At 31.6% G+C, this 25,226-nt stretch carries 26 protein-coding genes; 13 read left to right on the forward strand and 13 right to left on the reverse strand.

Annotated elements, in window-relative coordinates; translation table 11 throughout:
* The first annotated feature begins 123 nt into the window (after positions 1-123).
* Positions 124-1,497 (forward strand): TlpA family protein disulfide reductase, encoded by a 1,374-nt coding sequence (locus DFQ07_RS03925; protein ID WP_166627716.1) that lies wholly within the window; start codon positions 124-126, stop codon positions 1,495-1,497.
* A gap of 57 nt (positions 1,498-1,554) precedes the next feature.
* Here the strand turns inward: DFQ07_RS03925 and DFQ07_RS03930 are convergent, their stop codons facing one another.
* The gene (locus tag DFQ07_RS03930) at positions 1,555-1,914 is read right to left on the reverse strand and encodes a YraN family protein (protein WP_133534980.1); all 360 of its coding nucleotides are present in this window, start codon (positions 1,912-1,914) and stop codon (positions 1,555-1,557) included.
* Positions 1,915-1,953: 39 nt separating this feature from the next.
* On the opposite strand from DFQ07_RS03930, the gene DFQ07_RS03935 reads away from it, so the two are divergent.
* Positions 1,954-2,160, forward strand: a complete 207-nt coding sequence (locus DFQ07_RS03935) for a YgaP family membrane protein (protein WP_133534981.1) — start codon at positions 1,954-1,956, stop codon at positions 2,158-2,160.
* Position 2,161: 1 nt separating this feature from the next.
* Here the strand turns inward: DFQ07_RS03935 and DFQ07_RS03940 are convergent, their stop codons facing one another.
* Together DFQ07_RS03940 and DFQ07_RS03945 are read right to left on the reverse strand one after the other, a co-directional pair.
* The gene (locus DFQ07_RS03940; protein WP_243743929.1) at positions 2,162-3,079 is read right to left on the reverse strand and encodes a S66 peptidase family protein; all 918 of its coding nucleotides are present in this window, start codon (positions 3,077-3,079) and stop codon (positions 2,162-2,164) included.
* Between the two features lie 65 nt (positions 3,080-3,144).
* Positions 3,145-3,591, reverse strand: coding sequence for a GNAT family N-acetyltransferase (locus DFQ07_RS03945; protein WP_133534983.1), 447 nt, complete (start codon positions 3,589-3,591; stop codon positions 3,145-3,147).
* Between the two features lie 102 nt (positions 3,592-3,693).
* On the opposite strand from DFQ07_RS03945, the gene metG reads away from it, so the two are divergent.
* Positions 3,694-5,748, forward strand: coding sequence for a methionine--tRNA ligase (gene metG, locus DFQ07_RS03950; protein WP_133534984.1), 2,055 nt, complete (start codon positions 3,694-3,696; stop codon positions 5,746-5,748).
* 50 nt (positions 5,749-5,798) lie between these two features.
* Here the strand turns inward: metG and DFQ07_RS03955 are convergent, their stop codons facing one another.
* Entirely contained in the window at positions 5,799-6,419 is a 621-nt protein-coding gene (locus DFQ07_RS03955) for a 2OG-Fe(II) oxygenase (protein ID WP_133534985.1), read from the reverse strand.
* A gap of 92 nt (positions 6,420-6,511) precedes the next feature.
* Between DFQ07_RS03955 and DFQ07_RS03960 the strand changes: the two genes are divergently transcribed.
* Positions 6,512-8,635: a Tex family protein gene (locus DFQ07_RS03960; protein ID WP_133534986.1), complete on the forward strand. Its 2,124-nt coding sequence runs from the start codon at positions 6,512-6,514 to the stop codon at positions 8,633-8,635.
* Between the two features lie 81 nt (positions 8,636-8,716).
* Here the strand turns inward: DFQ07_RS03960 and DFQ07_RS03965 are convergent, their stop codons facing one another.
* Positions 8,717-10,111 carry a hypothetical protein gene (locus DFQ07_RS03965; protein ID WP_133534987.1) on the reverse strand — a complete coding sequence of 465 codons (1,395 nt, stop codon included), beginning with the start codon at positions 10,109-10,111 and terminating at the stop codon, positions 8,717-8,719.
* Between the two features lie 128 nt (positions 10,112-10,239).
* Between DFQ07_RS03965 and DFQ07_RS03970 the strand changes: the two genes are divergently transcribed.
* The 3 genes from DFQ07_RS03970 to DFQ07_RS03980 are packed head-to-tail and all read left to right on the forward strand — an operon-like array spanning position 10,240 to position 14,204.
* Positions 10,240-10,758, forward strand: coding sequence for an RNA polymerase sigma factor (locus tag DFQ07_RS03970; protein WP_133534988.1), 519 nt, complete (start codon positions 10,240-10,242; stop codon positions 10,756-10,758).
* 52 nt (positions 10,759-10,810) lie between these two features.
* Positions 10,811-11,716 (forward strand): FecR family protein, encoded by a 906-nt coding sequence (locus tag DFQ07_RS03975; RefSeq protein WP_133534989.1) that lies wholly within the window; start codon positions 10,811-10,813, stop codon positions 11,714-11,716.
* A complete protein-coding gene (locus tag DFQ07_RS03980; protein ID WP_133534990.1) occupies positions 11,703-14,204 on the forward strand; it encodes a TonB-dependent receptor in 2,502 nt (833 codons plus the stop codon). Before DFQ07_RS03975 ends, DFQ07_RS03980 begins: the two co-directional genes overlap by 14 nt.
* Before the next feature lie 76 nt (positions 14,205-14,280).
* Here DFQ07_RS03980 and DFQ07_RS03985 read toward each other — a convergent pair whose 3' ends face one another.
* Positions 14,281-14,616 (reverse strand): single-stranded DNA-binding protein, encoded by a 336-nt coding sequence (locus DFQ07_RS03985; RefSeq protein WP_133534991.1) that lies wholly within the window; start codon positions 14,614-14,616, stop codon positions 14,281-14,283.
* A gap of 171 nt (positions 14,617-14,787) precedes the next feature.
* Here DFQ07_RS03985 and DFQ07_RS03990 point away from each other — a divergent pair, with 171 nt between their 5' ends.
* Both DFQ07_RS03990 and DFQ07_RS03995 read left to right on the forward strand, forming a co-directional pair.
* A complete protein-coding gene (locus tag DFQ07_RS03990; RefSeq protein WP_133534992.1) occupies positions 14,788-15,330 on the forward strand; it encodes a GNAT family N-acetyltransferase in 543 nt (180 codons plus the stop codon).
* Positions 15,320-15,670: a hypothetical protein gene (locus tag DFQ07_RS03995; RefSeq protein ID WP_133534993.1), complete on the forward strand. Its 351-nt coding sequence runs from the start codon at positions 15,320-15,322 to the stop codon at positions 15,668-15,670. Before DFQ07_RS03990 ends, DFQ07_RS03995 begins: the two co-directional genes overlap by 11 nt.
* Here DFQ07_RS03995 and DFQ07_RS04000 read toward each other — a convergent pair whose 3' ends face one another.
* Complete coding sequence (locus DFQ07_RS04000; protein ID WP_133534994.1) at positions 15,671-16,135, reverse strand: CBS domain-containing protein; 465 nt, start codon at positions 16,133-16,135, stop codon at positions 15,671-15,673.
* 106 nt (positions 16,136-16,241) lie between these two features.
* Here DFQ07_RS04000 and DFQ07_RS04005 point away from each other — a divergent pair, with 106 nt between their 5' ends.
* Positions 16,242-18,545, forward strand: a complete 2,304-nt coding sequence (locus DFQ07_RS04005) for a M20/M25/M40 family metallo-hydrolase (protein WP_133534995.1) — start codon at positions 16,242-16,244, stop codon at positions 18,543-18,545.
* A gap of 57 nt (positions 18,546-18,602) precedes the next feature.
* On the opposite strand, the gene pyk is transcribed toward DFQ07_RS04005, so the two are convergent.
* The 5 genes from pyk to DFQ07_RS04030 all read right to left on the reverse strand — a co-directional run bounded on the left by pyk (position 18,603) and on the right by DFQ07_RS04030 (position 22,828).
* On the reverse strand, positions 18,603-20,030 hold the full coding sequence (pyk, locus tag DFQ07_RS04010) for a pyruvate kinase (protein WP_133534996.1): 1,428 nt from the start codon (positions 20,028-20,030) through the stop codon (positions 18,603-18,605).
* 5 nt (positions 20,031-20,035) lie between these two features.
* The gene (locus DFQ07_RS04015) at positions 20,036-20,506 is read right to left on the reverse strand and encodes an IPExxxVDY family protein (protein ID WP_133534997.1); all 471 of its coding nucleotides are present in this window, start codon (positions 20,504-20,506) and stop codon (positions 20,036-20,038) included.
* A gap of 84 nt (positions 20,507-20,590) precedes the next feature.
* Positions 20,591-21,328 carry a ribonuclease III gene (rnc, locus tag DFQ07_RS04020; RefSeq protein WP_133534998.1) on the reverse strand — a complete coding sequence of 246 codons (738 nt, stop codon included), beginning with the start codon at positions 21,326-21,328 and terminating at the stop codon, positions 20,591-20,593.
* 6 nt (positions 21,329-21,334) lie between these two features.
* Positions 21,335-22,585 carry a beta-ketoacyl-ACP synthase II gene (gene fabF, locus DFQ07_RS04025; RefSeq protein ID WP_133534999.1) on the reverse strand — a complete coding sequence of 417 codons (1,251 nt, stop codon included), beginning with the start codon at positions 22,583-22,585 and terminating at the stop codon, positions 21,335-21,337.
* Positions 22,586-22,591: 6 nt separating this feature from the next.
* On the reverse strand, positions 22,592-22,828 hold the full coding sequence (locus DFQ07_RS04030; protein WP_028891431.1) for an acyl carrier protein: 237 nt from the start codon (positions 22,826-22,828) through the stop codon (positions 22,592-22,594).
* Between the two features lie 180 nt (positions 22,829-23,008).
* On the opposite strand from DFQ07_RS04030, the gene purN reads away from it, so the two are divergent.
* The gene (gene purN / locus DFQ07_RS04035; protein WP_133535000.1) at positions 23,009-23,578 is read left to right on the forward strand and encodes a phosphoribosylglycinamide formyltransferase; all 570 of its coding nucleotides are present in this window, start codon (positions 23,009-23,011) and stop codon (positions 23,576-23,578) included.
* Positions 23,571-24,209, forward strand: coding sequence for a ribonuclease H1 domain-containing protein (locus tag DFQ07_RS04040; protein WP_133535001.1), 639 nt, complete (start codon positions 23,571-23,573; stop codon positions 24,207-24,209). The genes purN and DFQ07_RS04040 overlap by 8 nt, the downstream gene beginning before the upstream one ends.
* Positions 24,210-24,263: 54 nt before the next feature.
* Here DFQ07_RS04040 and DFQ07_RS04045 read toward each other — a convergent pair whose 3' ends face one another.
* Entirely contained in the window at positions 24,264-24,611 is a 348-nt protein-coding gene (locus DFQ07_RS04045; protein WP_133535002.1) for a toxin-antitoxin system YwqK family antitoxin, read from the reverse strand.
* Between the two features lie 215 nt (positions 24,612-24,826).
* On the opposite strand from DFQ07_RS04045, the gene DFQ07_RS04050 reads away from it, so the two are divergent.
* Positions 24,827-25,180, forward strand: a complete 354-nt coding sequence (locus DFQ07_RS04050) for a DUF1304 domain-containing protein (protein WP_133535003.1) — start codon at positions 24,827-24,829, stop codon at positions 25,178-25,180.
* Positions 25,181-25,226 lie beyond the last annotated feature (46 nt).

Consider the following 25,226-nt stretch of genomic DNA (forward strand, 5'->3'; position numbering starts at 1 on the left):
AAATATCAAACAACTAAAAAAAGGTTTTAATTTTAGAAAAAAATAAAAGTGGTATACTTCTTGGAAAGAAGTTTGTAAATGACTAGTTTTAAAACCTTATTAATAACCCTTTAAAATATCATGATGAAAAAATTACTGGCTCTATTAATATTTACTACATCTATCGTTAGTGCTCAATATACTATTAAAGGTACCATAACCCCTCCAGAAAAAAGTGACTGGGTAATTCTTTATAAAATTGAAGGTGCCAAGCAAAAGTATATAAAAGATACAACCATTAAGCATGACACAGTAATTATTGGTGGTGAAAAACAAATACTAGGTAAATTTAGCTTTGAATTGCCAAATACAGCAGAAGCTGGAGCTTATAGAGCAACCTACAGAAACACTGGTGCAGGATTTGTTGATTTCTTCTTTAACAAAGAAAATGTTGAATTTGTTTTCAATCCTAAATTTCCAGAGCAATCATTGCTTTTTACAAGTTCTAGAGAGAATAAATTATATAGTGAATATAAACAAGCTATTAATAAGATTCAAAAGAAAATAGACTCTGCCCAAGCTGCATACATCGAAACAGATTCGAGAGATGCTAAAAAAGCATATAAGAAAGAAATTAAGGAGCTTGAAGATGTTCAAGAAGCTTATGAAAATAAATCTGAAGGAATGTTAGTAAACAACTTCATTAAAGCTTCTCGTCGTTACAACTCTTATAATATTCATGACAATATTCAAGATTATTTATCAGCTACATCTGATAACTTTTTTAAGTATATCGATTTTAAAAATGAAGCTTTATTTAATTCTTCTTTTTTAATTGATAAAATTAATGATTACGTTTTCTATTTAAACTATTCTGAAGATAAAGAAATGCAACAGAAATTGATAAAAGAGTCAATTACTGATGTAATGAAAAAAATCTCTTCTGATAAATTAGAAAAAGCAGTTATCTATTACTTAATTAGTACACTTACCGACAAACGTAACGGACCTGCCGTAGACTGGATGTTCTCTGAATACTACGACGACCTTCCTACTGAAGATCAAGATGCTGAATTTAAAAAAGAAAAACTAGGTATTTTACTTGCAACTGTAGGTAGAGTTGCTCCTGATTTTTCATGGAAAGAGAACAATGAAGACCAAAAATTATCTACTTTAAATGACGGAAACAAATATTTATTAGTGTTTTGGAGTACAGGTTGTCCTCACTGTCTAAAAGAGATTCCTGAGCTTTATAAATACATGAAAACTCATAAAGAAGTTTCTGTAGTTTCATTTGGTATTGAAAATGACGAAACTGAATGGACTGAGTTTGTAAAAGACTTACCAGAATGGCATAATGCAGTAGGAACTCACCCAGAATATAAGTTTGATAACGAAACGGTAAAGAAATATAATTTGCTAGGAACACCATCTTATTTTGTACTAGACAGAGAAAAAAGAATTATAGCGATGCCTGATCATGTTCAAGATGTTCAAAAATATTTTGAAAACAACTAGGTCTTAATCCAGACAAATTAAAAAAGCTCAACAAATTTTGTTGAGCTTTTTATTTTTTTAGAAATACAAAAATGCATTCTCAATATGCTCAATTACATATGTGTTGTTCTCTTTTAAAATAGCTACTATGTCAAATCGAATTTCTACATCTAAATCACGTTGATTAACATAATTATCAATTGCAGAAACTAAGAGGTTTATTTTCTTAGGGTTTACAAAATCTTGCGGATTTCCATAATAAGCTGTCGTACGGGTTTTAACTTCAACCGCTATTAATTCATTTCCTTTCATAGTAATAATATCAACCTCAGCTTTTAAAAAACGGTAGTTTTTTTCAACTATTGAATATCCTTTTTCAATCAAATATTCTATAGCTAATTCTTCTCCTTTTTTACCAAGTTCATTGTGTATTGCCATTTAAAATGTTAAATTTGAGTAATTTAAAAAACTTTTACCATGAAAAAAAATATGGGGAATACCGATAAAGCTATTAGAACTTTAATTGCTTTAATTATTGCCTGCTTGTCTTACTTTGATATTATTACAGGAGTACTGGGTAATGTACTGTTGGTTTTAGCAATTGTATTTTTGGTTACCAGTTTGATAAACTTTTGCCCGCTTTATTCCTTATTTGGCATAAACACTCGTAAGTCTAAAGAATAAATTAGTCAAACGCAACAGTAGAAGTGTTGTCTTTATGTATACTTAAAGAAACCTTTCTTCCCATAATTAAGGCTCTATTATCAGGCTCATGACCTGCAGGAAAATTAAATAGTACAGGAATATCTTTTGGAACAACATCTAAAATTAATTGTTCTATCGAACTTCCCCATGGAGTCGTATTTTTTTTAACTTTAGTCATATTACCCACAATAATCGCTTTAACTTTTGTAAAATATCCTGCACGTTTTAAGCTTTGTAACATTCTATCTATCGAATATTTATATTCTCCTATTTCTTCAATAAACAGAATTTTCCCATCCGTAGAAATTTGACTATCCGACCCTAACATCGAAGCTAAAATAGCAATATTTCCCCCCACTAACTCTCCTGAGGTTTCTCCTACTCTATTCATTTTTGATGACAAAACTTCATAACGTAATTCTTCACCAAACAATGCCTTTTTAAAAGTAGCTATTGTCTGTATTGTTTCTTCAGGTTTTTCTTCCATACTTGTACCCATCATAGCATGCAAGGTTTCAACTCCTAAATTATGAATATGATTGTGGAATGCTGTAATATCAGAATATCCTATTACCCACTTTGGGTGCTGTTTAAACTTCGTAAAATCTAGCTGATCTATAATTCTTACAGAACCATATCCTCCTCTCGCACTCCAAATCGCTTTAATAGTAGGATTATCTAATGCTTCTTGAAAATCTTGGCAGCGCTCCTCATCGGTGCCTGCAAAATGATCATTTTGATTAAATAGATGTTTACCATATACTACTTTTAACCCCCAACTTTCAACTAATTCTTTAGCTTTATCAATTACCTGTTTTCTATTCTTTAAAATTCCAGCAGGAGCAACCATTGCTATGGTATCTCCCTTTTGTAAATACGGTGGCGTTATTAATTTCATATTTGAATTTTGACCATTAACCATTGAACCTATAAAAATTAGCAGCAAAAAATAAAGTTCTTTTCTCATGAATAACAAGATTTAGATAGTAAAAGTACTTTTTTTGAATAAATTCCGCTAGTATTACACCATTCATGTTTTTTTGCAATTTCTTTAGGCGGTATTAATTTCTGTTTAATAAAACCAAACTTACCATAAAAATCTTGCAAGTTTTCAAAAGGCAAACACCAAACGATTGTATTTAAAAACGGATTGTTTTTACATAAAAACTGAACTATAACATCAGTTACTCCCAATCCTCTATAATCATTAAAAACATAAATACCTCCTAATTCGGTATTTTGTTTATCTATTTTTACCAATCGTCCTAAACCACACTTTTTCCCATCTATTTCTGCAATAACTATGTATTCATTTTCAAAATTAGACGGTTTAAAATCAATTGATAAGTATTGTGCATTAATCCAATCTATTTCTTCTTTTTCTGCTTGCCTAACTATAATGGTATTCATATTATGAAACTAAAAGTACTAATTAGTAAATGTACCCAATTTATAACAGTTTAAAAAATTGCTTTTTTGTACTTTTGCAGTTTAATTTTTAGCACAAAATTCATGAATACACCTAAGAGATATACTATTACAGCAGCATTACCTTATACAAACGGACCTATCCACATCGGTCATTTAGCAGGGGTGTATGTTCCTGGAGATATTTATGCACGTTATTTACGCCAAAAAGGAAAAGACGTGGCGTACATTTGTGGTTCTGATGAGCATGGAGTTGCCATACCTATGCGTGCTAAAAAAGAAGGTGTTACCCCACAAGCTATCATTGACAAATACAACGGAATCATAAAAAAATCGTTTGAAGATTTCGGAATTTCTTTTGATAATTACTCGCGTACCTCAGCAGAAATTCATCATAAAACAGCTTCAGATTTCTTTACCAAATTATACAACGATGGTGAGTTTATTGAAGAAGTTACCAAACAATTGTATGATGAAGAGGCTAATCAATTTTTAGCAGATCGTTTTGTTGTTGGTACCTGTCCAAAATGTGGAAATGAAGAAAGTTATGGTGATCAATGTGAAAAATGCGGGACGAGCCATAATGCTACCGATTTAATCAATCCTAAATCGGCAATTACAGGAAATGTACCTACTTTAAAAGAAACCAAACACTGGTTTTTACCATTAGATAAACACGAAGCTTTTTTACGCGAATGGATTTTAGAAGGACATAAAAACGATTGGAAGCCTAACGTATTAGGTCAAGTAAAATCTTGGATTGATGACGGATTACGTCCTCGTGCTGTAACTCGTGATTTAGATTGGGGAATTCCAGTTCCTGTTGAAGGTGCTGACGGAAAAGTATTATATGTTTGGTTTGATGCTCCTATCGGATACATCTCTTCTACCAAAGAATGGGCTGCGCGTGAAGGTAAAAACTGGGAAGATTATTGGAAAAAAGACGACACAAAATTAGTACACTTTATCGGTAAAGATAATATCGTATTTCACTGTATTATTTTCCCTGCAATGCTAAAAGCACACGGAGATTTTATTTTACCTGAAAATGTACCAGCAAACGAGTTTTTAAATTTAGAAGGAAATAAGTTATCTACCTCTAAAAACTGGGCGGTTTGGTTACACGAGTATTTAGAAGACTTCCCTAATCAGCAAGATGTATTACGCTATACTTTAACAGCAAACGCACCTGAAAATAAAGATAATGATTTCACTTGGAAAGATTTTCAGGCGAAAAATAATAATGAATTAGTTGCCATTTTCGGAAACTTTATCAACCGTGTGGTAGTGCTAACAAACAAATACTATAACGGATTAGTACCTGCTGCTGGTGAATTATCAGAAGCAGATGAAAATGCTTTAGAGCAATTAAAACAATTCCCAGATGTGATTGCGAAATCTATCGAGCGTTATCGTTTTAGAGAAGCTTCTCAAGAGATGATGAATTTAGCGCGTTTGGGTAATAAATATTTAGCAGATGAAGAGCCTTGGAAAGTAATTAAAGAAGATGAAGAGCGCACAAAAACGATCATGAATGTTGCGTTACAAATCGCAGCAGGCTTAGCAGTAGTATCAGAGCCATTTTTACCATTTACTTCAACAAAGTTAAAATCAATTTTAAACATTGATAATACGCTTACCTGGAATGATGTAGCTGAAAAAGATATTTTATTAGCTAAAGACCACCAAATAAATAAAGCTGAATTATTATTCTCTAAAATTGAAGATGCTACTATTCAAGCACAGTTAGATAAATTAGAAGCAACTAAAAAAGCAAATGAGGCTGCCAACAAAGTAGTTGAACCTCAAAAAGACACTATTGAGTTTGATGATTTTACCAAAATGGACATGCGTGTTGGAACTATTTTAGAAGCTGAAAAAGTAGCTAAAGCTAAAAAGTTATTAAAGCTAAAAGTTGATGTAGGTATGGATGTTCGTACAATCGTTTCTGGTATTGCTGAAAGCTTTAAACCAGAAGATATTGTTGGACAGCAAGTAACTGTTTTATGTAATTTGGCACCAAGAAAAATTCGTGGCGTAGAAAGTCAAGGAATGATTTTAATGACTGATACTCCTGATGGTAAATTAGCTTTTGTGCAACCTTCAGAAAAAGTAAACAACGGAGAGTTTATAGCTTAAAACATATATTCATAAAATAAAAAACCTCGCAAATTGCGAGGTTTTTTATTTTACACATTCTTTAACCAACCTACGATACTTAAGCGAGGTCTTATCAACGCTACTTTTACCTCATGCTCAGTTACATCACTCTTAAAAAAAGCAACTCTACCTCCAATAGGTAAAATGGTTTCTGTTTTTTCTTTGGTGTAGAGTACTAACTCCCCTCCATCATCAACATTCCAGTCCTCATTTAAGTACATAACAAATGAAAACAACCTTCCGTTATCGCTCTTAAACTGATCGACATGACGTTTGTAAAAACTACCTATATCGTAATACGCATAATGAAACTCAAAAGCATTGATACTCGTGTAACATGTTTTGTTTAGATACTCAGCAAACTCATTCATTTTTTGAACAAACTTTTTTTCTAGATCATCTTCAGTTTTTTCGTTAATCCAGCAAATAACGTCTCGTCTTATCTCTTTGTCTTTTGTATAGTCTGAGTCTTTTCCAATACCCGCTCTATACATCATTCCTTCTTCATAAAGTTGCTTCAAATTATTCCGAAGCCCTGCTATCATATCCGCAGAAAAAAAGTTATCACAAACTCCAAACTCGTTGGAAATTAAGCCAGTAATCAATCGTTCATACTGTTGCTTATGCAATTCATTTACAGTTGTTTGCATTAATAAATTTAAAATTAGACTAACTACGAAAGATAGTCTAAAAACATATAGATTGTACACCCTCAAATAAAAATTTATATTTGCTTTATTTTATGAATTTACTATCCTTTATAGGTTCTCATACCAACCTTTCTTCTGTCGCTATTCAAAACACCATTGAACTGTTAAATGAAGATTGCACCATTCCTTTTATTGCTCGTTATCGAAAAGAAAAAACAGGAAATTTAGATGAAGTTGAAATTGGTCAAATTGTTCAATTCAAAGAACAATTCGAAACCTTAGAAAAGCGTAAGACCACCATTTTAAAAGCTCTGGAAGAACAAGAGGTTTTAACAGATGAACTAAAAAACAAGGTTGAAAAAGCAGAAGATTTAACCTCGTTAGAAGATTTATATCTTCCGTATAAAAAGAAACGTAAAACCAAAGCAGAAACGGCTCGTAAAAATGGATTAGAACCATTAGCAAAGATGATTATGAGTCAGCGAGTAAACGATTTGGAATTTACCGCTTCTAAATACCTTTCGAACGAAGTAGAGCAAATAGACGATGCCTTAGAAGGTGCTCGCCATATTATTGCTGAATGGATTAACGAACGAACTGATATTCGAAATAACATTCGTTATCAATTAGAACGTTTTGCGACCATTGCAACCAAAGTCGTTAAAACAAAAAAAGAAGACGAAGCTGCACAAAAATTTAAAGATTATTTTGATTGGGAAGAAAATCTAAGTCGAATTCCTTCTCACCGATTGTTAGCTATTTTACGTGCAGAAAAAGAAGGTTTTATTCGCATAAAAGTTAGTATTGATGACGAACGAGCGCTTCAAAAAATGGAAGACAGAATTATTCGTTCACATAATGAATGTGCAGAACAAATTGAACTAGCTATTGCCGATGCATACAAACGTTTGCTGTTCCCTGCACTATCAAACGAAGCTTTAACAATTGCTAAAGAAAAAGCAGACGAAAGCGCCATTAAAGTATTTGCTAAAAACTTACAGCAATTACTGTTAGGTTCCCCATTGGGTGAAAAACGAATTTTAGCTATCGACCCAGGATTTAGAACTGGTTGTAAAGTGGTTTGTTTAAACGAACAAGGAGACTTATTACATAACGAAACTATTTTTCCGCATGCACCTCAGCATCAATCAAAAGAAGCAATGAATAAACTTAGTTCTTTAGCAGATGCTTATAAAATAGAAGCTATCGCTATAGGTAATGGGACTGCTTCTAGAGAAACGGAACAATTAGTAAAACGCGTATATTTTAAAAATCCAGTAGAAATATTTGTAGTAAGCGAGGCGGGTGCCTCTATTTATTCAGCTTCTAAAATTGCACGAGATGAGTTTCCTAATTATGATGTAACTGTTCGCGGTACAGTTTCTATTGGGCGTCGATTAGCAGATCCTTTAGCCGAACTGGTAAAGATTGAAGCAAAATCTATTGGTGTTGGACAATACCAGCACGATGTAGACCAGACACAATTAAAAAAATCATTAGATACTGTAGTAGAACATTGTGTAAACAAAGTAGGAGTTAATATTAATACTGCTAGTGCTTCCTTATTAAGCTATGTTTCTGGTATCGGTCCTAAATTGGCTGAAAATATTGTAAGTTACAGAAATGAAAATGGTGCTTTTACAAATAGAACTGCCATTAAAAAAGTCCCTCGTTTAGGAGGAAAAGCATTTGAGCAATCTGCTGGATTCTTACGAATTAAAAACGGCGATAATCCACTAGATGATTCTGCTGTTCATCCAGAACGTTATACTTTGGTTAAACAAATTGCAAAAGATGCGGGAACTAAAGTGGATGACTTAATTGGTAATTCTTCTGTTTTAAAACAAATTAAACTACAGCAATATGTAACCGAATCTTACGGATTACCAACACTACAAGACATTATAAAAGAACTGGAAAAACCAGGATTAGATCCTCGCGAAAAAGCCAAAGCTTTTAGTTTTAACGAACATATTAAAACAATAGATGATCTACGAATAGGCATGGTACTTCCTGGGATTGTAAATAACATTACCAATTTTGGTTGTTTTGTGGATATTGGAATTAAAGAAAGTGGTTTAGTTCATGTATCCAATCTATCTGACACATTTGTTAAAGATGTAAATGAACATGTAAGCTTGCATCAACACGTTCAGGTTAAGGTTTTAGAGGTAGATATTTCAAGAAAACGTATTCAACTAAGTATGAGTTTTTAAAACAAAAGCCAGCTGTTTAAAGCTGGCTTTTGCAATCAAAAATTGATAAATAGACACTAAAGGATAATTAATTTTATTCTTTTAATTAATGCGTTTTATAACTAACCTTCTATCATTTGCTTCTAAAACTACTTGAATTTCAGAGGTTGAGACAACTGCCCACTCTTTATTAAATTCATTTACAGGAGCATCAGAAAAATTTAAAGCTAATATGCTAGCATCACTCGATACTTCCCAAGATCCTACCATAACAACTCCATCTTTTTTCGCCTTAACAACATTATCTAAATAAAAATAGATCTGATAATTGGTAAAAGTTTCTGTTTCATCAACTCCGTTATTTTTATAGTTTTCAACTGCCCAAACACTACCTTCTGCTAATAAAATATCACTCAATTCATCTTTTACAACAGAACATTGACTTTTAAAACGAAGATGATTTCCTTCAAGTAATAAATGTACACTTACTTCCCCTGAACCTTCTTTAACTTCATGTAGATACCAAATAGCATTAAAATCTGGAAAATCTGGAACGTTAACAACTATTTTCATGTCATTAGCTTCTCCTGAAACTTCCCAACTACCTTCGTAAACAGTTCCATTTTTATTTACTAAGATTATTCCTCCTTCTTTAAAATTAAACACAAAATCTTTGTATTCATCAGTAAGATACGTTTGGTCTATGTATAGTTTCTCAACAATCCATTCATTGCAGTTTGCAAATATCTCTTTAACCCCTTCGGTAGTACATCCATCACAATCATCATCATTGTAATCATTATCATCATCTTCATCACAACTATTTTTTGCTGCTGCTATAGCCTCTTCTAATTCTTGCATATTGTTAATATACACATATGTGTCTCCATTTAAAATCACCTTAAAAGGAAAATCTATAGTCACTGCTGCATAATCTTTTAAGTTCCCTATTAATTCATACATCTCTTCATCATTCTCTATGGTAAGGGTAAGTATTAACTCTTGATTTGAATTGAACACAGAAGCTGTAAGCGGGTAGTAAAAATCTAAACACTCAATATCATCATCATCTTCATTTTCTCCTTTACAGTTTTGTGCTAAAGCTTCTAACTCTTCATCAGAATTAACTGTTTTTACTGTATAATCACTTAGTATTACTTCAATAGGGTACGAAATAACTATAGAATCTACATCATCATCAAAAAGATCAAAAATATCTTCTATTTCTTCATAGCCATCTTCATCATTTACCGTTATTTCTTTAGAATTTACAGTAACAGTTACTGGTAATTTAACACTAAGACAACTAGCTCTATCAATAATATTATCATCAGAACCGTCTTTTGTAACAGTATATTTCATCAAATTAGCTACTGTAGAGTTTGCTACAAGCTCATTTTCAATTGGAGGGTTAATAATTTGAATTTCTTCGGTTCTACATGAAGAAAGTACTAGTAGAACACTAAATAATACTAAGGTTGTTTTTAAAAATTTCATAATCTTGGGGTTATTTATTTGTTTTAGTTTGATTTCTTTCGGCTTTTATTATAAAACAACTAACTTCTTTAATATCCCGAGAAAAATATTTTTTTATACCTTTCTCACTCTTAAAACCCTATTTTAGTTTGTCAAAACCCCTACATAATAACGTTTGTAATGAAAAGAATTTTTCTTTATTGTATGAAAAATATGCTCAAGAGTTAGGTAATTTTTTATACTATAAATATGGAAATACTTTAAATCCTACTGATAAAGTTCAGGATACTTTTATTAAATTATGGGAAAATTGTGCGAAAGTAGTTCCTGAAAAAGTTAAATCTTTTCTTTATACCGTTGCTAACAATTTAATGTTAAATGCTGTGAAGCATCAAAAAGTAGTTTTTAAACATCAAGAAATAAAGCCTAAAGATTACACAAATGAGTCACCTGAATTTATACTTCGCAAAAAAGAGTTTTTACAGCGGTATGAAAAAGCTTTATCAAACTTAAAAGAAGAAGAACGTGTTGCCTTTATGTTGAATAAAATAGATGGTAAAACCCACAAGGAGATAGGAGAAATATTAGGAGTTACAAAAAAGGTTGCTGAACACAGAATTTATTCGGCATTTAAAAAATTAAAAGATCAACTAGAAGATTTTAAATAAAAAATCGGGATTTTCACTAAGTAAAGTGTTTTATTAATATAGGCAATCACTCATGAAGAAGGATGATTTAATACAAAAATGGTTACGTAACGAATTAACCAACGAAGAACAAGCAGCTTTTAACACCTTAGAAGATGCTAGTTTTCTTGAAGAAATTATTCAAGAAGGTCAGCGATTTAAAGCTGACAAGCATATTTCTATACCTTCTTTTGAAAGCTTAAACAATCGTTTACCCTCTAAAAAACCACCCCAAACAAATTGGCTATTAGTCGTTTCTAAAATTGCCGCAGTATTTATTATTGGTTTAGGTATATTTTATTTTTTCAATGCTAAACAAGTAAACGCTTTTAATACTCAATATGCCGAGAGTAAAACCATTACACTTCCCGATAATTCGATAGTAGAACTAAATGAATTTTCTCACCTTGAATACAATAGTAATACCTGGAAAAAGCAACGAAGTTTGCAATTAAAAGGCGAAGCTTTTTTTGATGTTGAAAAAGGAATGCGTTTTGATGTTATAACTAAAAACGGAATTATAAGTGTTTTAGGTACTGAGTTTAATGTACTAGACAGAGACAGTATTTTTAAAGTTTCATGTTATGAAGGATTGGTACAAGTAAACTATAAAAATAAAATTACAAAACTACCTGTTGGAAAAGAGTTGAGTATTATTAAAGGAATAGAACAAAAGACCAGTACAATTTTATCACAACCAAAATGGTTGAAAAACATGAGTGTTTTTGAAAATGTCTTGCTTTCTCAAGTTGTTGCTGAACTTGAGCAACAATACAGCATTAAGGCACAACTTAGCATACAAAATAGTGATCTAAAATTTACAGGTGCTTTTACAAACAATAACCTTGAAAAAGCCTTAAAATCAATCACTCTTCCATTTAATTTATCGTACGAAATTAAGAATAAGCAACATGTAATTATTTGGGATGAACAACTATAAATCCTTCTTTTTTTTAATACTCATCTGGTCTTTTTGTTTTGGCATACAAGCGCAAACTGAACCTAAAAAAGCGCCTCTTAAAACGGTATTAGAGCAAATTGCAAATACACACAGCATCCAATTTAACTACAGTAGTAGTTTAATTAAGAACATCTATGTATTTCCTATTTCTAATAAGCTTAGCTTAGGTAATAAACTTAAAAAACTAGAAGCACAAACAAATTTTATATTTACTCTTTTAGATTCACAAATAGTTGGAATTTCATCTCCTGTAATAATTTGCGGATACTTAAAAGATTCTACAACAAAAGCTCCTTTGGTTGGAGCAACTATTAAGACAGATAATAACTATACCGTTACTGACAATCATGGTTTTTTTGACCTTAAAACTAGAAGTAATTCTGAAAAAGTAAACATTCGGTTTATTGGTTATCATACAATTGATAAATTAGCAAGTGAGTTGTCTTCTACAGACTGTAAAAACCTTTTTTTAAGTGAACATCAAGAGTTAATTTCTAATATTACTGTCAATGGATATTTGGTAAAAGGTATTGATAAAACTATTAATGGTAACACTATTATCGATTTTTCAAAATTTACCCTACTTCCAGGATTAATTGAATCTGATGTGTTGCAAACTGTGCAAGCTCTACCAGGTATTCAAAGTGTAGATGAAACAGTTTCAAACATCACTATTAGAGGAGGCTCACACGATCAAAACCTTATTTTATGGGACGGTATAAAAATGTATCAAACTGGACATTTTTTCGGGTTAATCTCTAGCTTCAATCCAAAAATCACGCAAACTGCGTATGTAATTAACAACGGTACTGATGCTTCTTACTCTAATGGAGTTTCGGGAACTATTCACATGAAAACAGCGGCTACTTTACAAACAGATTTCACAGGAAGTTTGAGTCTGAACTTTATCAATGCTAATATTTTTGCTGATACTCCTTTAGGAAAAAAGTCTTCACTTCAAGTGGCCGCTCGTAGATCTATTGACGATTGGATTAAAACTCCAACTTATCACAATTACTTTAAGCGCGTTACCCAAAGTACCGAAATAGAAAACAACGATAAAAACGTTACGAATTCTAATCAAGAGTTTAATTTTTACGACACCTCGTTACGATGGTTATATACTCCTACCAACAAAGATGCTATTCGAATAAACTTTATTTTAATTGATAACAACTTAACATTTGATGAAACTGCAGTTGTAAATAACTCAACAGAGACCAAACAAAGTAGTTTGTCGCAACAAAGCATTGCTGGCGGTATTAATTATCATCGAAAATGGAATCCAAAATTTAGCACAACCTTACAGGTTTACGAGACAGATTATAATTTACAAGCTATTAACGCAAACATTCTAGATAATCAACGTTTTTTACAAGAAAACATCGTTTCTGAAACAGGTGTAAAACTGAAAGGTAACTACACTAAAAATAGTTGGAAATACAATGGTGGTTATCATTTTGTTGAAACACAAATAACCAATCGAAACGATGTTGATAATCCTAGGTTTGTAAGATTGTACTCTAATGTTATTAGAGAGCATGCCGTTTTTGGACAAACTCAATATCAAAACTCTAATAGTAACATTACTATAAAACCAGGGTTACGGATTAATTATATTGAGAAGTTTAACAAAATCCTTGTAGAACCTCGATTAAGTATTCATAAAAAAGTTAATGACGTTCTTTCTATAGAAGTTCTGGGGGAGTTTAAGCATCAAAATGTCTCTCAAGTTATCAATTTTCAGAATGATTTTTTAGGAATTGAAAAACGTAGATGGCAGTTATCTGACAACGATAGCATTCCTGTATTAAAAAGTAAACAGGCTTCAATAGGATTCACTTATAAAAAGAAGCAATGGCTTGTAGATGCTACAGGATACTACAAAACTATTGATGGTATTACCACACAAAGTCAAAGTTTTACCACCAAATATGAGTTTAGTAAAAACAAAGGAAGTTATGATGCTTTTGGTATTGATTTTTTATTGAGAAAGAACTTCAAAAACCTAAATACTTGGTTAAGTTATTCATTTATTCAAAACACATATTTTTTTGACAATTTAGTTGAATATCAATTTCCTAGTAATTTTGATATTACTCATGCTATTACGGTCGGTAGTACTTATTCTAGCAAATTATTCAATATTTCGCTTGGACTAAATTATACTTCTGGAAAACCAACTTCTCAACCTGTTTCGGGTAATGAAATTATTGATAATGAAATTAATTATGAAAGTGCTAATAATAGTAGACTTAATAATTATTTAAGAGCAGATGCTTCTGCCCTGTACAAAAAACAACTAACTGATGATATGAGTGTAAATATTGGTGTTTCAGTATGGAACTTATTCAATACTAAAAATAGTATTAATAATTATTATAGAGTAGAAAATAATAGTGCTAATAGGTATTCTCGTTATTCGCTAGGTTCTACCCCAAACTTCTTGTTAAAATTAAATTTTTAACATAAAAAAACAAGCTGATTACATAACCAGCTTGTTTTTTATTTCTTTTTTAACTCTTTTTCAGCAACTTACCCTCTTATTTACTTCCTAACATCAGTAGCTCACTACAAACTACTTCTGTTATGTAGCGTTTATTACCTTCTTTATCGTCAAAAGAGCGAGAAGTAAGCTTCCCTTCTATCATTACTTCTTTGCCTTTTTCTAAATATTTTTCAATAATTTCTGCTGTTTTATTCCAGGCAACTACATTATGCCATTGTGTGTCCGTTACTTTTTCGCCTTGGGCATTTTTATACGTTTCATTAGTTGCTATAGCAAATTTTGCTAATTTCTTTCCACTTTCTAAAGTGATTACTTCTGGATTATTTCCTAAATTTCCAATTAACTGTACTCTGTTTTTTAGTGCGTTCATAATAGTATTTTTTAATGTTAAACAGTTAAGACCTTGTCATTCAAACGAATTGACACTGCAAAGATGAAACAGTGTGCAAATTAAAAATGGTTAGTAATCGTTTATTTTCGTTTGTAATTGAATGTAATCATTTAAATATTTTTAATATTTTTGAAATCAAACAGTTAGAGCATGAAATTTTATTTAGAAACTGAACGCTTAATTTTAAGAGAGTTCAGAGAAAGTGAAACTGAGGGAATTTTTGAGTTAGACTCAAACGCTGAAGTACATAAATATTTAGGAAAGAACCCTATTACCACCTACAAGCAGGCTGAAGACATTATAACATTTTTTGAAGAACAGTATAAAGAAAGAGGTATTGGTAGGTTTGCAGCTTTCGAAAAAGCTTCGGGGGAATTCATTGGATGGTCCGGACTAAAACTTAATATAGGAAAAAAAGAAGAATTAAACGGCTTTACTAATTTTATAGATATAGGTTATCGTTTTATTCCGCGCTTTTGGGGCAAAGGTTATGCTTCTGAATCAGCTTTTGCTTGCTTAGATTTTGGCTTTACACAAATGAACTATGATATAATTTACGGTGCTGCTGATGTAGAAAATATTGGTTCTAACAAAATTCTACAAAAAATAGGTTTACAATTTGTGAATGAATTTGGTTATAAGGGAGTAGATGTTAATTGGTATGAATTAAAAAAAACAGATTATGACCGATAAACAATGTTTAGAGTGTGGAGAAAAGGTAATCGGACGAATTGATAAAAAATTCTGTTCCGATTACTGTAGAAATGCTTACAACAACAAGATTAATAAAGAGAGTAAAAACCTTATCAGAAACACCAACAACCGTTTACGAAAAAACTATAAAATCCTTTCAGAATTAAATGTTTCGGGTAAAACGAAAGTAACACGTCGCAAGTTATTTGATAGAGGTTTTGACTTTAAATTTATCACGTCTCTATATATCACAAAAACTGGTAACACCTATTTTTATGTGTACGACCAAGGGTATTTAGAGTTGGAAAATGAAATGTACTTATTAGTTAAACAAGAGTAACTACTTCCAGGTATTCCCTTTTAGCTTCATGGCGGCAATTAACACATCTTTTTGACTGATTTGCCCAACTAGTTTACCATTTTGAACAATAGGAAAACGTCTTCTACGAGATTGTAAAAACTTATTGGCGGCATCTAATATATTCATATTACCATCTATCGTTTCAACCTCTTTCACCATGGCTCTTCCAACGGTACTATTCTCTATTGGCAAATTATGATACCTGCTATCTGAAATTTGTTTTATACAATCACCTTCTGAAATAATACCTACCAATTCATTTTTATCATTTACAACTGGTCCTCCAGATATTTTATTATTAATCAATATATTAATAGCTTCTTGAATAGATTGATCTTCCTTAAACGTAATAAGCTTCTTTGTCATGTAATCTGACACTAAAATTAGCTCCTCCTCTTTTTCTGGCGGATTATTTCGTTTACCTTGAAAATTGATAATTCCCATAATAGTTCATTTTAAAGATAAACTTAAATATACTGATTTTTAATCAATTACAAATTGACTCACTAAAAAATAAATTACTTACTTTTATGTGGGATAAAATTCAACTATGAAAACATCAAGAAATTACCTTGCAGTAATTGTTATTATTTTAACAGTTTACTGGAGCTTTACTGATATGATACCTAGTGTATCATCACCAAAAACAAATATAAAAACCACAGATTTTTCAATAGACAATGCGCTATATCATCTAAAAAACATTTCTCAAAAACCTCATTACACAGGTTCTGTTGAACACAAAGAAGTTCAAAATTACCTTGTAAAAGAGTTAAAGAAATTAAACTTAGAACCTGAAATTCAATATCAAACTGCTATTAATAAAAAATGGAGGGCAGCTACAACTACAGAAAATATTCTCGCTAGAATTAAAGGAACTGATAATAGTAAAGCTTTACTGCTTTTAACACATTATGATTCCAATCCACACTCATCTTTAGGTGCTAGTGATGCTGGTTCTGGTGTTGTAACGATTTTAGAAGGTATAAGAGCATACTTAGCTGCAAATAAAACTCCTAAAAACGATATTATAATCCTTTTTTCAGATGCCGAAGAATTAGGTTTACTGGGGGCACAAGCCTTTGTTGAAAATCACCCTTGGGCAAAAGATATAGGTTTGGTGTTAAATTTTGAAGCTCGTGGTAGCGGTGGCTCTAGCTATATGCTAATGGAGACAAATGGAAAAAATAAAAAATTATTAGCAGAATTTTTAAACGCCAATCCAAATTATCCAGCTGCCAATTCGTTAATGTACGGTGTTTACAAAAAGCTTCCTAACGATACGGATTTAACAATTTTTAGAGAAAATGGTAATATTAATGGATTCAATTTTGCCTTTATTGATGATCATTTTGATTATCATACCGAACAAGATTCTTATGAAAGATTAAATAGGGAAACCTTACTACATCAGGCAGATTATTTAACGACTACTTTAAATTATTTTGCAAATGCTGATTTAACAAATTTGAATAGTGACACCGATTATATTTATGTAAACTTTCCTTTTACAAAACTTTTAAGCTATCCGTTTTCTTGGGTTTTACCAATGTTAATTGTTGCCTTTGCTTTATTTATATTTCTCATTTTCATAGGAATTTCACGAAAAAAGCTAACGGTTATTGGAATGCTTAAGGGGTTTATTCCTTATATAATTTCATTAGTAATTTGCATTGGAATATCGTATAGTTTATGGCAATTATTACTAATTATACATCCTCAATATACCGATATGCTACATGGATTTACCTATAATGGATATCAATATATTATTGCATTTATATTTTTAAATCTTTGGCTCATTTTTAAGATATATAACTATCTTAAAGAGCATAAAACAAACGATTTACTTATTGCTCCTATTACTTTTGGATTAATTTTAAACTATTTAGTCTATGTAAACTTACCTGGTGCTGGCTTTTTAGTTATTCCTGTTTATATAGCATTATTCATTTTAGCTATTCAACTTTTTATGAATATTAGAATAAAATCTAAAGCTGCTTTATTTGCTGTTATTTCAATTCCTACAATTTATATAATTGCTCCAATGATACAACTATTTCCTGTAGCTTTAGGGTTGAAAACATTGTTTATCTCTGCCATTCTATTGGTACTCCTCTTTGGGTTTATGCTTCCTGTTTTTCATCAAGAAAAACAGAAAAATGGTTGGCAAACTTTAACAGGTTTAGTGTCACTTCTTTTCTTTGTCATTGCAACTTTTAATAGTGGTTTTTCATTAGAAAAGAAAAAACCCAACAGTTTAGTTTTTATTCAAAATTCAGACACAAACACTTCTTATTGGGCAAGTCATAATAAAACTTTAGACGGCTACACCAAACAATTTTTAAACGACGATTCTCCACAAGGAGGTATAGATTTAATTGCAGGAAACAGTAAATACAATACCTCTTTTAATTACTATACAAAAGCAGAAAATAAAAGTATTAGCATCTCTAACATAACGATTAATCAAGATACTATTATTGATAATCAAAGAAATCTATCGTTTACCATTACGCCTACTCGAAAGATTGACAGATATGAGTTGTTTACCAATACTAAAATAAGACTGGATAACTTTACTGTTAATGGAGTTTCATATGATGACTCTGGAAAAGCTTTTACTGCTGATAAAGGAACTTTATTAGTTTATCAAATGGCAAATACTGATAAGGCCTTAACCCTTTCTTTTACTATTGATAAAAACATAAAACCTGATCTTGTATTAAATGAAATATCAAATGACTTATTATCGCATCCAAAATTCACTATAAAACCGAGAAGCGAAGTAATGATGCCAATGCCATTTGTAATTAATGATGCTATTATTTGTACACGAAAACTTCAATTATAAAAACAAAAAGCTCAACTTTTAAGTTGAGCTTTTTGTTTTATTATAGTGTGTAATATTCTAATTGATATGAGAAACACGTAAAGTGTTTACCATACCTTTAGCTTCTACAGGCATAGAAGATAAATTAATCATAAAATCTCCTGGTTTTACAAAACCTTTCTCTCTGGCAATCTCATTGATATCTTCAATAGTATCATCGGTACTTAATTCTCTATCATAAAAATAAGCTCTAACTCCCCATAATAAATTCAATTTTCCTAAAATTCTTTTTTCTGAAGAAAATGCCAATACATGTGATTTAGGTCTCCATGCAGAAATTTGGAAAGCAGTATATCCACTATTAGTTAAAGTTGAAATAGCCGCTGCATTGATATCATCTGCCATTAGAGCTGCATGATGACAAACCGCTTTTGTAACAAATCTATTAGTTCGTATATGAGGTGGTTCTTGAGGTACTTTAATCAATTCAGAAAACTCAACACTTCCAATAATCTCTGTCATCTTTTGTATTACTCCTACCGGGTGCTTCCCTACCGATGTTTCTCCAGAAAGCATTACCGCATCAGCACCATCCATGATAGAATTGGCTACGTCATTTACTTCAGCTCTTGTTGGTACTGGATTTTCAATCATCGTTTCCATCATCTGCGTTGCAATAATAACAGGAATCCTAGCTTGTTTAGCTCTTAACACTAAACTTTTCTGAATTAAAGGTACATCTTGCATTGGTACTTCAACTCCTAAATCACCACGTGCCACCATTAATCCATCACAATACGGAATTAATGCATCAATATTTTCAACAGCTTCTGGTTTTTCTATTTTCGCTATTACTGGTACTCTATATCGAGATTTTTGTTTGATCAAATCACGTAAAATACGTAAGTCTTCAGGCGTTCTAACAAATGAAAGCGCTATCCAATCAACTTCTTGTTCCAATGCAAAAACAACATCTTTTTTATCTTTTTCAGTTAACGCAGGTAAAGAAATCTTTGTATTTGGTAGATTAACCCCTTTTTTCGATTTTAAAGCACCTCCAACTATTACTTTAGTAACTACCTCTTTGTCTTTATCTGTTGCTATTACTTCAAACATCAATTTTCCATCATCAACCAAAATTTTCTCTCCTACTTTCACATCTCTTGGAAACTGTTGATAGGTCATGTAAGCCTTTTCATGTGTTCCTTCACACCTCTCAGTAGTAAAAACAAAGATGTTTCCTGCCTTTAACTCAACTCCTTCTTTCATTACCCCAACTCTTAGTTTTGGGCCTTGTAAATCGGCTAAAATGGCTACATTATAACCTCTTTCTTCATTAATCTCTCGTATTTGACGAATACGCTCTTTTACTACACCGTAATCTGCATGTGAAAAATTAATTCTAAAAACATTTACCCCAGCTGTCGCCATATCAGCTAAAATTTCTTTTGTATTGGTTGCTGGACCAAGTGTTGCTACTATTTTTGTTTTCTTGTTGTGTGGCATATAGTTTAAAAAATTAAGAAGTCTTTCGACTTTAATGAGTTTACCTCTAATTGATAAGAGGTAATAATTTGTGGTATTTGATTAATTTTTTCTATGGTTTTAACAACCGATTCGTACTCAAACACTCCTTCTAATTTCAAAAAAAAATCAACTTTTTTCTTCTCTGGTATCAAATGACTAATTGAATCACTGTGTTCAAAAAGACCTATTGATGTAGCTTTACGAGTTGACTTATATACATTCGATATTAAAAACCATTTTTGACAAAGCTTTGTGTTTGTATACTCATATACAGCAAACGAAGATTCGCTGTTTCTTTGAACAAAATCTAAATCGTAATTCGTTCTATTGAACTTAACATGCAAATACTGATTTAATAAATAAGCCAACTTGTATTCATTCAGAATTGTATGAATACCTATTAACGTATAATTGTCATTAGAAAATTCATCAATATTCAACTCATAAACTGGCATAAAAACAATAATTTGCTTTTTGCTAAATTAATGAATGTATCTAAAATAGCATGTAAAATTTATGAAAACGTTAGAGCTTATATGTTAAGAATTTGCCATTTGGTTTTGCATGGCATAATACACTCTCTTGGCTGCAATTTCTTCTGCCTTCTTTTTTGAAGTAGATCGACCTTTTGCTACAATGTTACCATCAATGCTAACACGAACGCTAAAGTATTTTTTATTTTGATTACCTGAATCTTCGTACGATTCAAACTTATATTTTTTCTTCTTTTTTTGGCACCATTCAATAACAAACCCTTTGTAACTTGATATTTTTCCTTCTAATCTTTCAATATCTACATAAGGCATTATTACTTGTTCATAGATAAACTGATGGCAATAGTTATAACCTCTATCTAAATAAATAGCTCCTATTAAAGATTCAAATATATTACCATAGATATTATTGCTAACGTTTTCTTTTGAAATATTGCTTTTTACAAGCCTAATTAAATCTAGGTCTTTTCCTAAGCTATTCAAATGTTCTCTACTTACAATTTTTGAGCGCATTTGAGTTAAATACCCTTCGTCACCGTAAGGTACTTTTTTAAACAAATACGACGCAATTACTGTACCTAAAATAGCATCACCTAGAAACTCTAATCGCTCGTAGTTAACAGGATTCCCTTTACTATCGGTCAATTTTAAGGATCTATGCGTAAACGCTTTTTTATAATAAGATAACTTAATTGGTTTAAAATTAAGTAACTCTTTTAATTCGTAGTAAAAAGCTTCGTCTTCAGCATTTTGGGGTTTGACGATTCTACGAAAAAAATTCATATAAGATTAATCTAGTTTTTTAAAGGCTACACAAGCATTATGACCACCAAAACCAAATGTATTACTCATTGCAACTTTAATCTCTCTTTTCTGAGCTTTATTTAGTGTTAAATTTAACTCAGGGTTGATGCTTTCATCAACGTTAGTGTGATTAATCGTTGGGGGAACAATACCATGCTCCATTGCCAATAAAGAAGCAATAGCTTCAATAGCTCCAGCAGCACCTAACAAATGCCCTGTCATAGACTTTGTTGAATTGATATTAATGTTTTTAGCATGATCTCCAAAAACTTCAGAGATTGCTTTTAACTCTGCAACATCTCCTAAGGGGGTTGAAGTACCATGAGTGTTGATATGATCTACGTCTTCTGGTTTTATTCCAGCATTTTCAAGACAGTTCCTCATTACAGCAATTACACCTAACCCATCAGGATGAGGCGCTGTCATGTGGTAGGCATCCGAAGACAATCCTCCACCTATAACTTCAGCATAAATTTTAGCTCCACGAGCTTTGGCATGTTCATATTCTTCTAAAACAATAGCTCCTGCTCCTTCACCTAAAACGAAACCATCTCGTTCAGCATCAAAAGGTCTTGAAGCTGTTTCTGGGCTATCATTTCTGGTTGATAAAGCATGCATTGCATTAAAACCTCCCATACCAGCAAGAGTAACAGCGGCTTCACTACCACCCGTTACAATTACATCACAATGACCTAGTCTAATATAGTTTAATGCGTCAATCATTGCATTTGCAGATGATGCACAAGCAGATACCGTAGTATAATTAGGCCCCATAAATCCATTTTTAATAGAAATATTTCCTGGCGCAATATCTGCAATCATCTTAGGAATAAAGAATGGGTTAAAACGAGGTGAACCATCACCTTCAGCATAGTTTAACATTTCATTTTGGAATGTTTCTAAGCCTCCAATACCAGCTCCCCAAATAACACCCACTCTTAACTTGTTAACTTCGTCTAAATTTAGTTTAGCATCAACTATTGCCTCATCAGAAGCAATCATAGCATATTGCGTAAATCTATCCATTTTACGCGCCTCTTTTCTATTGATAAATTCGGTCGCGTCGAAGTTTTTAAGTTCACATGCGAAACGAGTTTTGAACTTGGCAGCATCAAAATACGTTATAGGTGCTGCTCCGCTAACTCCGTTAACCAAGCTATTCCAATACTCTTCTTTATTGTTTCCTATTGGCGTTAATGCGCCAAGTCCAGTTACTACAACTCGTTTTAATTGCATATAATCTTATTTTTTTGCGTCTTCAATATAGCTAATCGCTTGACCTACAGTACCAATGTTTTCTGCTTGATCATCAGGAATTTGAATATCAAATTCTTTTTCGAATTCCATGATTAACTCAACCGTATCTAAAGAATCTGCCCCTAAATCGTTTGTGAAGCTTGCTTCGTTAGTTACTTCGTTATCGTCTACTCCTAATTTGTCTACGATAATTGCTTTTACTCTTGATGCAATGTCTGACATAATTTGTTTGTTTTAAAATTTAAAATCGTGGCAAAAATACAAATCTTAGTTATTAATTCTAACTTTTGCACAAAAATGTGATGTCTAAATTAAAAAAAATACCTGAATATTTTACTACAAATACCATCATTGTTAATAATTATTCTTTTTTTTGTAGTAACATAACTACTATAATTTAACATGAAACGCATCGTAATTTTTGCTTCTGGTTCAGGCAGTAATGCTGAAAATATTATTAAATACTTCCAATCAACTCAAACAGCAATTGTTACTCATGTGTTGTCTAATAACGGAAAAGCTAAAGTTTTTGACCGTTGTGAAAAATTAGGGGTTGATGCTTCTTTATTTGATAAAGATAGCTTTATAAATGATGACACCGTACTTAATTTTTTACTAACAGAAGCCGATTTTATTGTTTTGGCGGGCTTTTTATGGCGAGTTCCAGCTAAAATTATAGCTGCTTTTCCTAATAAAATTATCAATATCCACCCTGCCTTATTACCAAAATATGGTGGAAAAGGAATGTACGGAATGCATGTGCATAATGCTGTAAAAGAAAATAATGACCCCGAAACAGGAATTACTATTCACTATGTAAATGAGAATTACGATGAAGGTGCTGTTATTTTTCAAGCAAAAACTTCTATTTCCTCTGAAGACACCTCTGAAACTATTGCTCAAAAAGTGCACGAATTGGAATACAAACATTTTCCAAAGGTGATTGAAGAGGTTATTTTACAAAATGAGTAAAAAGAAAAAATATTACGTCGTTTGGAAAGGTAAAAAAACGGGAGTTTTTTCGTCTTGGGATGCCTGTAAAAAACAAATTGACGGTTTCACTGGGGCACAATACAAAGCTTTTACTGATAAAAAAGAAGCCGAACTAGCACTGAGCAAAAGCTACGACGAATACAAAGGAAAAAACACTAAAAAGCCTACTTTATCTGCAAAAGAAAAGGCTAAGTATGGTACTCCTGTATTAGAAAGTATTTCTGTTGATGCTGCTTGTTCTGGGAATCCTGGACTAATGGAATACAGAGGTGTACTAACTCACAATAAAAAGGAAATTTTTAAAATGGGTCCTTTTAAAAACGGAACCAATAACATAGGAGAGTTTTTGGCTCTTGTGCATGGAATTGCTTTATTAAAAAGCAAAAAAATGGACACCTGCCCTATTTATTCCGATTCAAAAATAGCCATGGGATGGGTTAAACAAAAACAATGCAGAACTAATATTGTTTTTGACAGCTCAAACAAAGAAATATTAGATTTGATTAAACGCGCTGAAAAATGGCTGCAAGAAAACTCCTTTAAAAATCCACTTTTAAAGTGGGAGACCAAAGCTTGGGGAGAAATTCCCGCTGATTTTGGCAGGAAATAAAAAACCGAGTAAAAATTTTACTCGGTTCTTATATATTTTAGTTCAAACACCAACTTACTTGATAGCCATTTTAGTTTCTTCTTTCCAAGTTTGTACACTTGCTATAGCATTGTCTTTAAAATCTATTTCTTTTAAGCCATCCTTTTGCCACATAAACCATTTCCCAACTTTCTTTCCTGCTTCATAGTGCCCAATGGCTGTTTTATTTCCTTTTTCATCAAAAGTAGTCCAAGTACCTTCTAACTTCTTGTTTTTAAAGAAACCTTGCTCTTTGATTTTTCCATCTTTATAAAAGTAAGTAGCTTTCACTAAATCTCCAGCTTTTTCATACTTTGGTGTAATATCTTGAGCTTGCAATAGTGATACTGATAAAATACAAGCAGCTATGATTAATCTTTTCATATCCAAAAATCTTTTAATGTTAATACTCGACTACCCAAATATAATTAAAATTTTACATATTTGAAACGTTTTGATAACATTAATTTAACATTAGAAAATTAACCATCTTATTATCTACTAAAAAACACTTTTTAAAAAACTTATATTTATACACTATTAACTTAGCTTTTATTAGTTATCAAAACCGTTTATTTTTACAATTTAATCCATCAATCATGAATAAAATACAATACATTATTTTAATTTTAATCGCTTTAATTCACGTTTACATCGTTATCTTAGAAATGCTTTTATGGACTAAACCCAAGGGCATGAAGACTTTTGGATTAAAATCAAAAGAGTTTGCTGAAGAAACAAAGGTTCTTGCCGCTAATCAAGGACTTTACAATGGTTTTCTTGTCGCTGGTCTACTTTGGTCAATCATATCTCAAAAAACAGATGTCGCTATATTTTTCATAAGCTGCGTATTTATAGCTGGGGTTTATGGCGCTTATTCTGCAAAAAAACCTCGTATTTTTGTCATTCAATCTATCCCTGCTTTAATAGCATTCATTACTATGATGCTGTAACAAAAACAAACTACTGCTATAAAATCATTTATTAACAATTAAAGTT

Origin of the sequence: Tenacibaculum caenipelagi, from assembly GCF_004363005.1 — a bacterium.
Taxonomy (GTDB): domain Bacteria; phylum Bacteroidota; class Bacteroidia; order Flavobacteriales; family Flavobacteriaceae; genus Polaribacter; species Polaribacter caenipelagi.

Excerpts from the sequence above, each read along its gene's own strand:
- fabF (WP_133534999.1), bottom strand. The coding sequence starts at position 22,585 with ATGCAATTAAAACGAGTTGTAGTAACTGGACTTGGCGCATTAACGCCA.
- DFQ07_RS03925 (WP_166627716.1), top strand. The coding sequence starts at position 124 with ATGAAAAAATTACTGGCTCTATTAATATTTACTACATCTATCGTTAGT.
- DFQ07_RS04015 (WP_133534997.1), bottom strand. The coding sequence starts at position 20,506 with ATGCCAGTTTATGAGTTGAATATTGATGAATTTTCTAATGACAATTAT.
- metG (WP_133534984.1), top strand. The coding sequence starts at position 3,694 with ATGAATACACCTAAGAGATATACTATTACAGCAGCATTACCTTATACA.
- DFQ07_RS03955 (WP_133534985.1), bottom strand. The coding sequence starts at position 6,419 with ATGCAAACAACTGTAAATGAATTGCATAAGCAACAGTATGAACGATTG.
- DFQ07_RS04000 (WP_133534994.1), bottom strand. The coding sequence starts at position 16,135 with ATGGGAATTATCAATTTTCAAGGTAAACGAAATAATCCGCCAGAAAAA.
- pyk (WP_133534996.1), bottom strand. The coding sequence starts at position 20,030 with ATGCCACACAACAAGAAAACAAAAATAGTAGCAACACTTGGTCCAGCA.
- DFQ07_RS03945 (WP_133534983.1), bottom strand. The coding sequence starts at position 3,591 with ATGAATACCATTATAGTTAGGCAAGCAGAAAAAGAAGAAATAGATTGG.
- DFQ07_RS03965 (WP_133534987.1), bottom strand. The coding sequence starts at position 10,111 with ATGAAATTTTTAAAAACAACCTTAGTATTATTTAGTGTTCTACTAGTA.
- DFQ07_RS04005 (WP_133534995.1), top strand. The coding sequence starts at position 16,242 with ATGAAAACATCAAGAAATTACCTTGCAGTAATTGTTATTATTTTAACA.
- DFQ07_RS03960 (WP_133534986.1), top strand. The coding sequence starts at position 6,512 with ATGAATTTACTATCCTTTATAGGTTCTCATACCAACCTTTCTTCTGTC.
- DFQ07_RS04050 (WP_133535003.1), top strand. The coding sequence starts at position 24,827 with ATGAATAAAATACAATACATTATTTTAATTTTAATCGCTTTAATTCAC.
- DFQ07_RS04030 (WP_028891431.1), bottom strand. The coding sequence starts at position 22,828 with ATGTCAGACATTGCATCAAGAGTAAAAGCAATTATCGTAGACAAATTA.
- DFQ07_RS03985 (WP_133534991.1), bottom strand. The coding sequence starts at position 14,616 with ATGAACGCACTAAAAAACAGAGTACAGTTAATTGGAAATTTAGGAAAT.
- DFQ07_RS04045 (WP_133535002.1), bottom strand. The coding sequence starts at position 24,611 with ATGAAAAGATTAATCATAGCTGCTTGTATTTTATCAGTATCACTATTG.
- DFQ07_RS04040 (WP_133535001.1), top strand. The coding sequence starts at position 23,571 with ATGAGTAAAAAGAAAAAATATTACGTCGTTTGGAAAGGTAAAAAAACG.
- DFQ07_RS03980 (WP_133534990.1), top strand. The coding sequence starts at position 11,703 with ATGAACAACTATAAATCCTTCTTTTTTTTAATACTCATCTGGTCTTTT.
- DFQ07_RS03940 (WP_243743929.1), bottom strand. The coding sequence starts at position 3,079 with ATGAAATTAATAACGCCACCGTATTTACAAAAGGGAGATACCATAGCA.
- DFQ07_RS03930 (WP_133534980.1), bottom strand. The coding sequence starts at position 1,914 with ATGGCAATACACAATGAACTTGGTAAAAAAGGAGAAGAATTAGCTATA.
- DFQ07_RS03935 (WP_133534981.1), top strand. The coding sequence starts at position 1,954 with ATGAAAAAAAATATGGGGAATACCGATAAAGCTATTAGAACTTTAATT.
- DFQ07_RS03995 (WP_133534993.1), top strand. The coding sequence starts at position 15,320 with ATGACCGATAAACAATGTTTAGAGTGTGGAGAAAAGGTAATCGGACGA.
- rnc (WP_133534998.1), bottom strand. The coding sequence starts at position 21,328 with ATGAATTTTTTTCGTAGAATCGTCAAACCCCAAAATGCTGAAGACGAA.
- purN (WP_133535000.1), top strand. The coding sequence starts at position 23,009 with ATGAAACGCATCGTAATTTTTGCTTCTGGTTCAGGCAGTAATGCTGAA.
- DFQ07_RS03975 (WP_133534989.1), top strand. The coding sequence starts at position 10,811 with ATGAAGAAGGATGATTTAATACAAAAATGGTTACGTAACGAATTAACC.
- DFQ07_RS03990 (WP_133534992.1), top strand. The coding sequence starts at position 14,788 with ATGAAATTTTATTTAGAAACTGAACGCTTAATTTTAAGAGAGTTCAGA.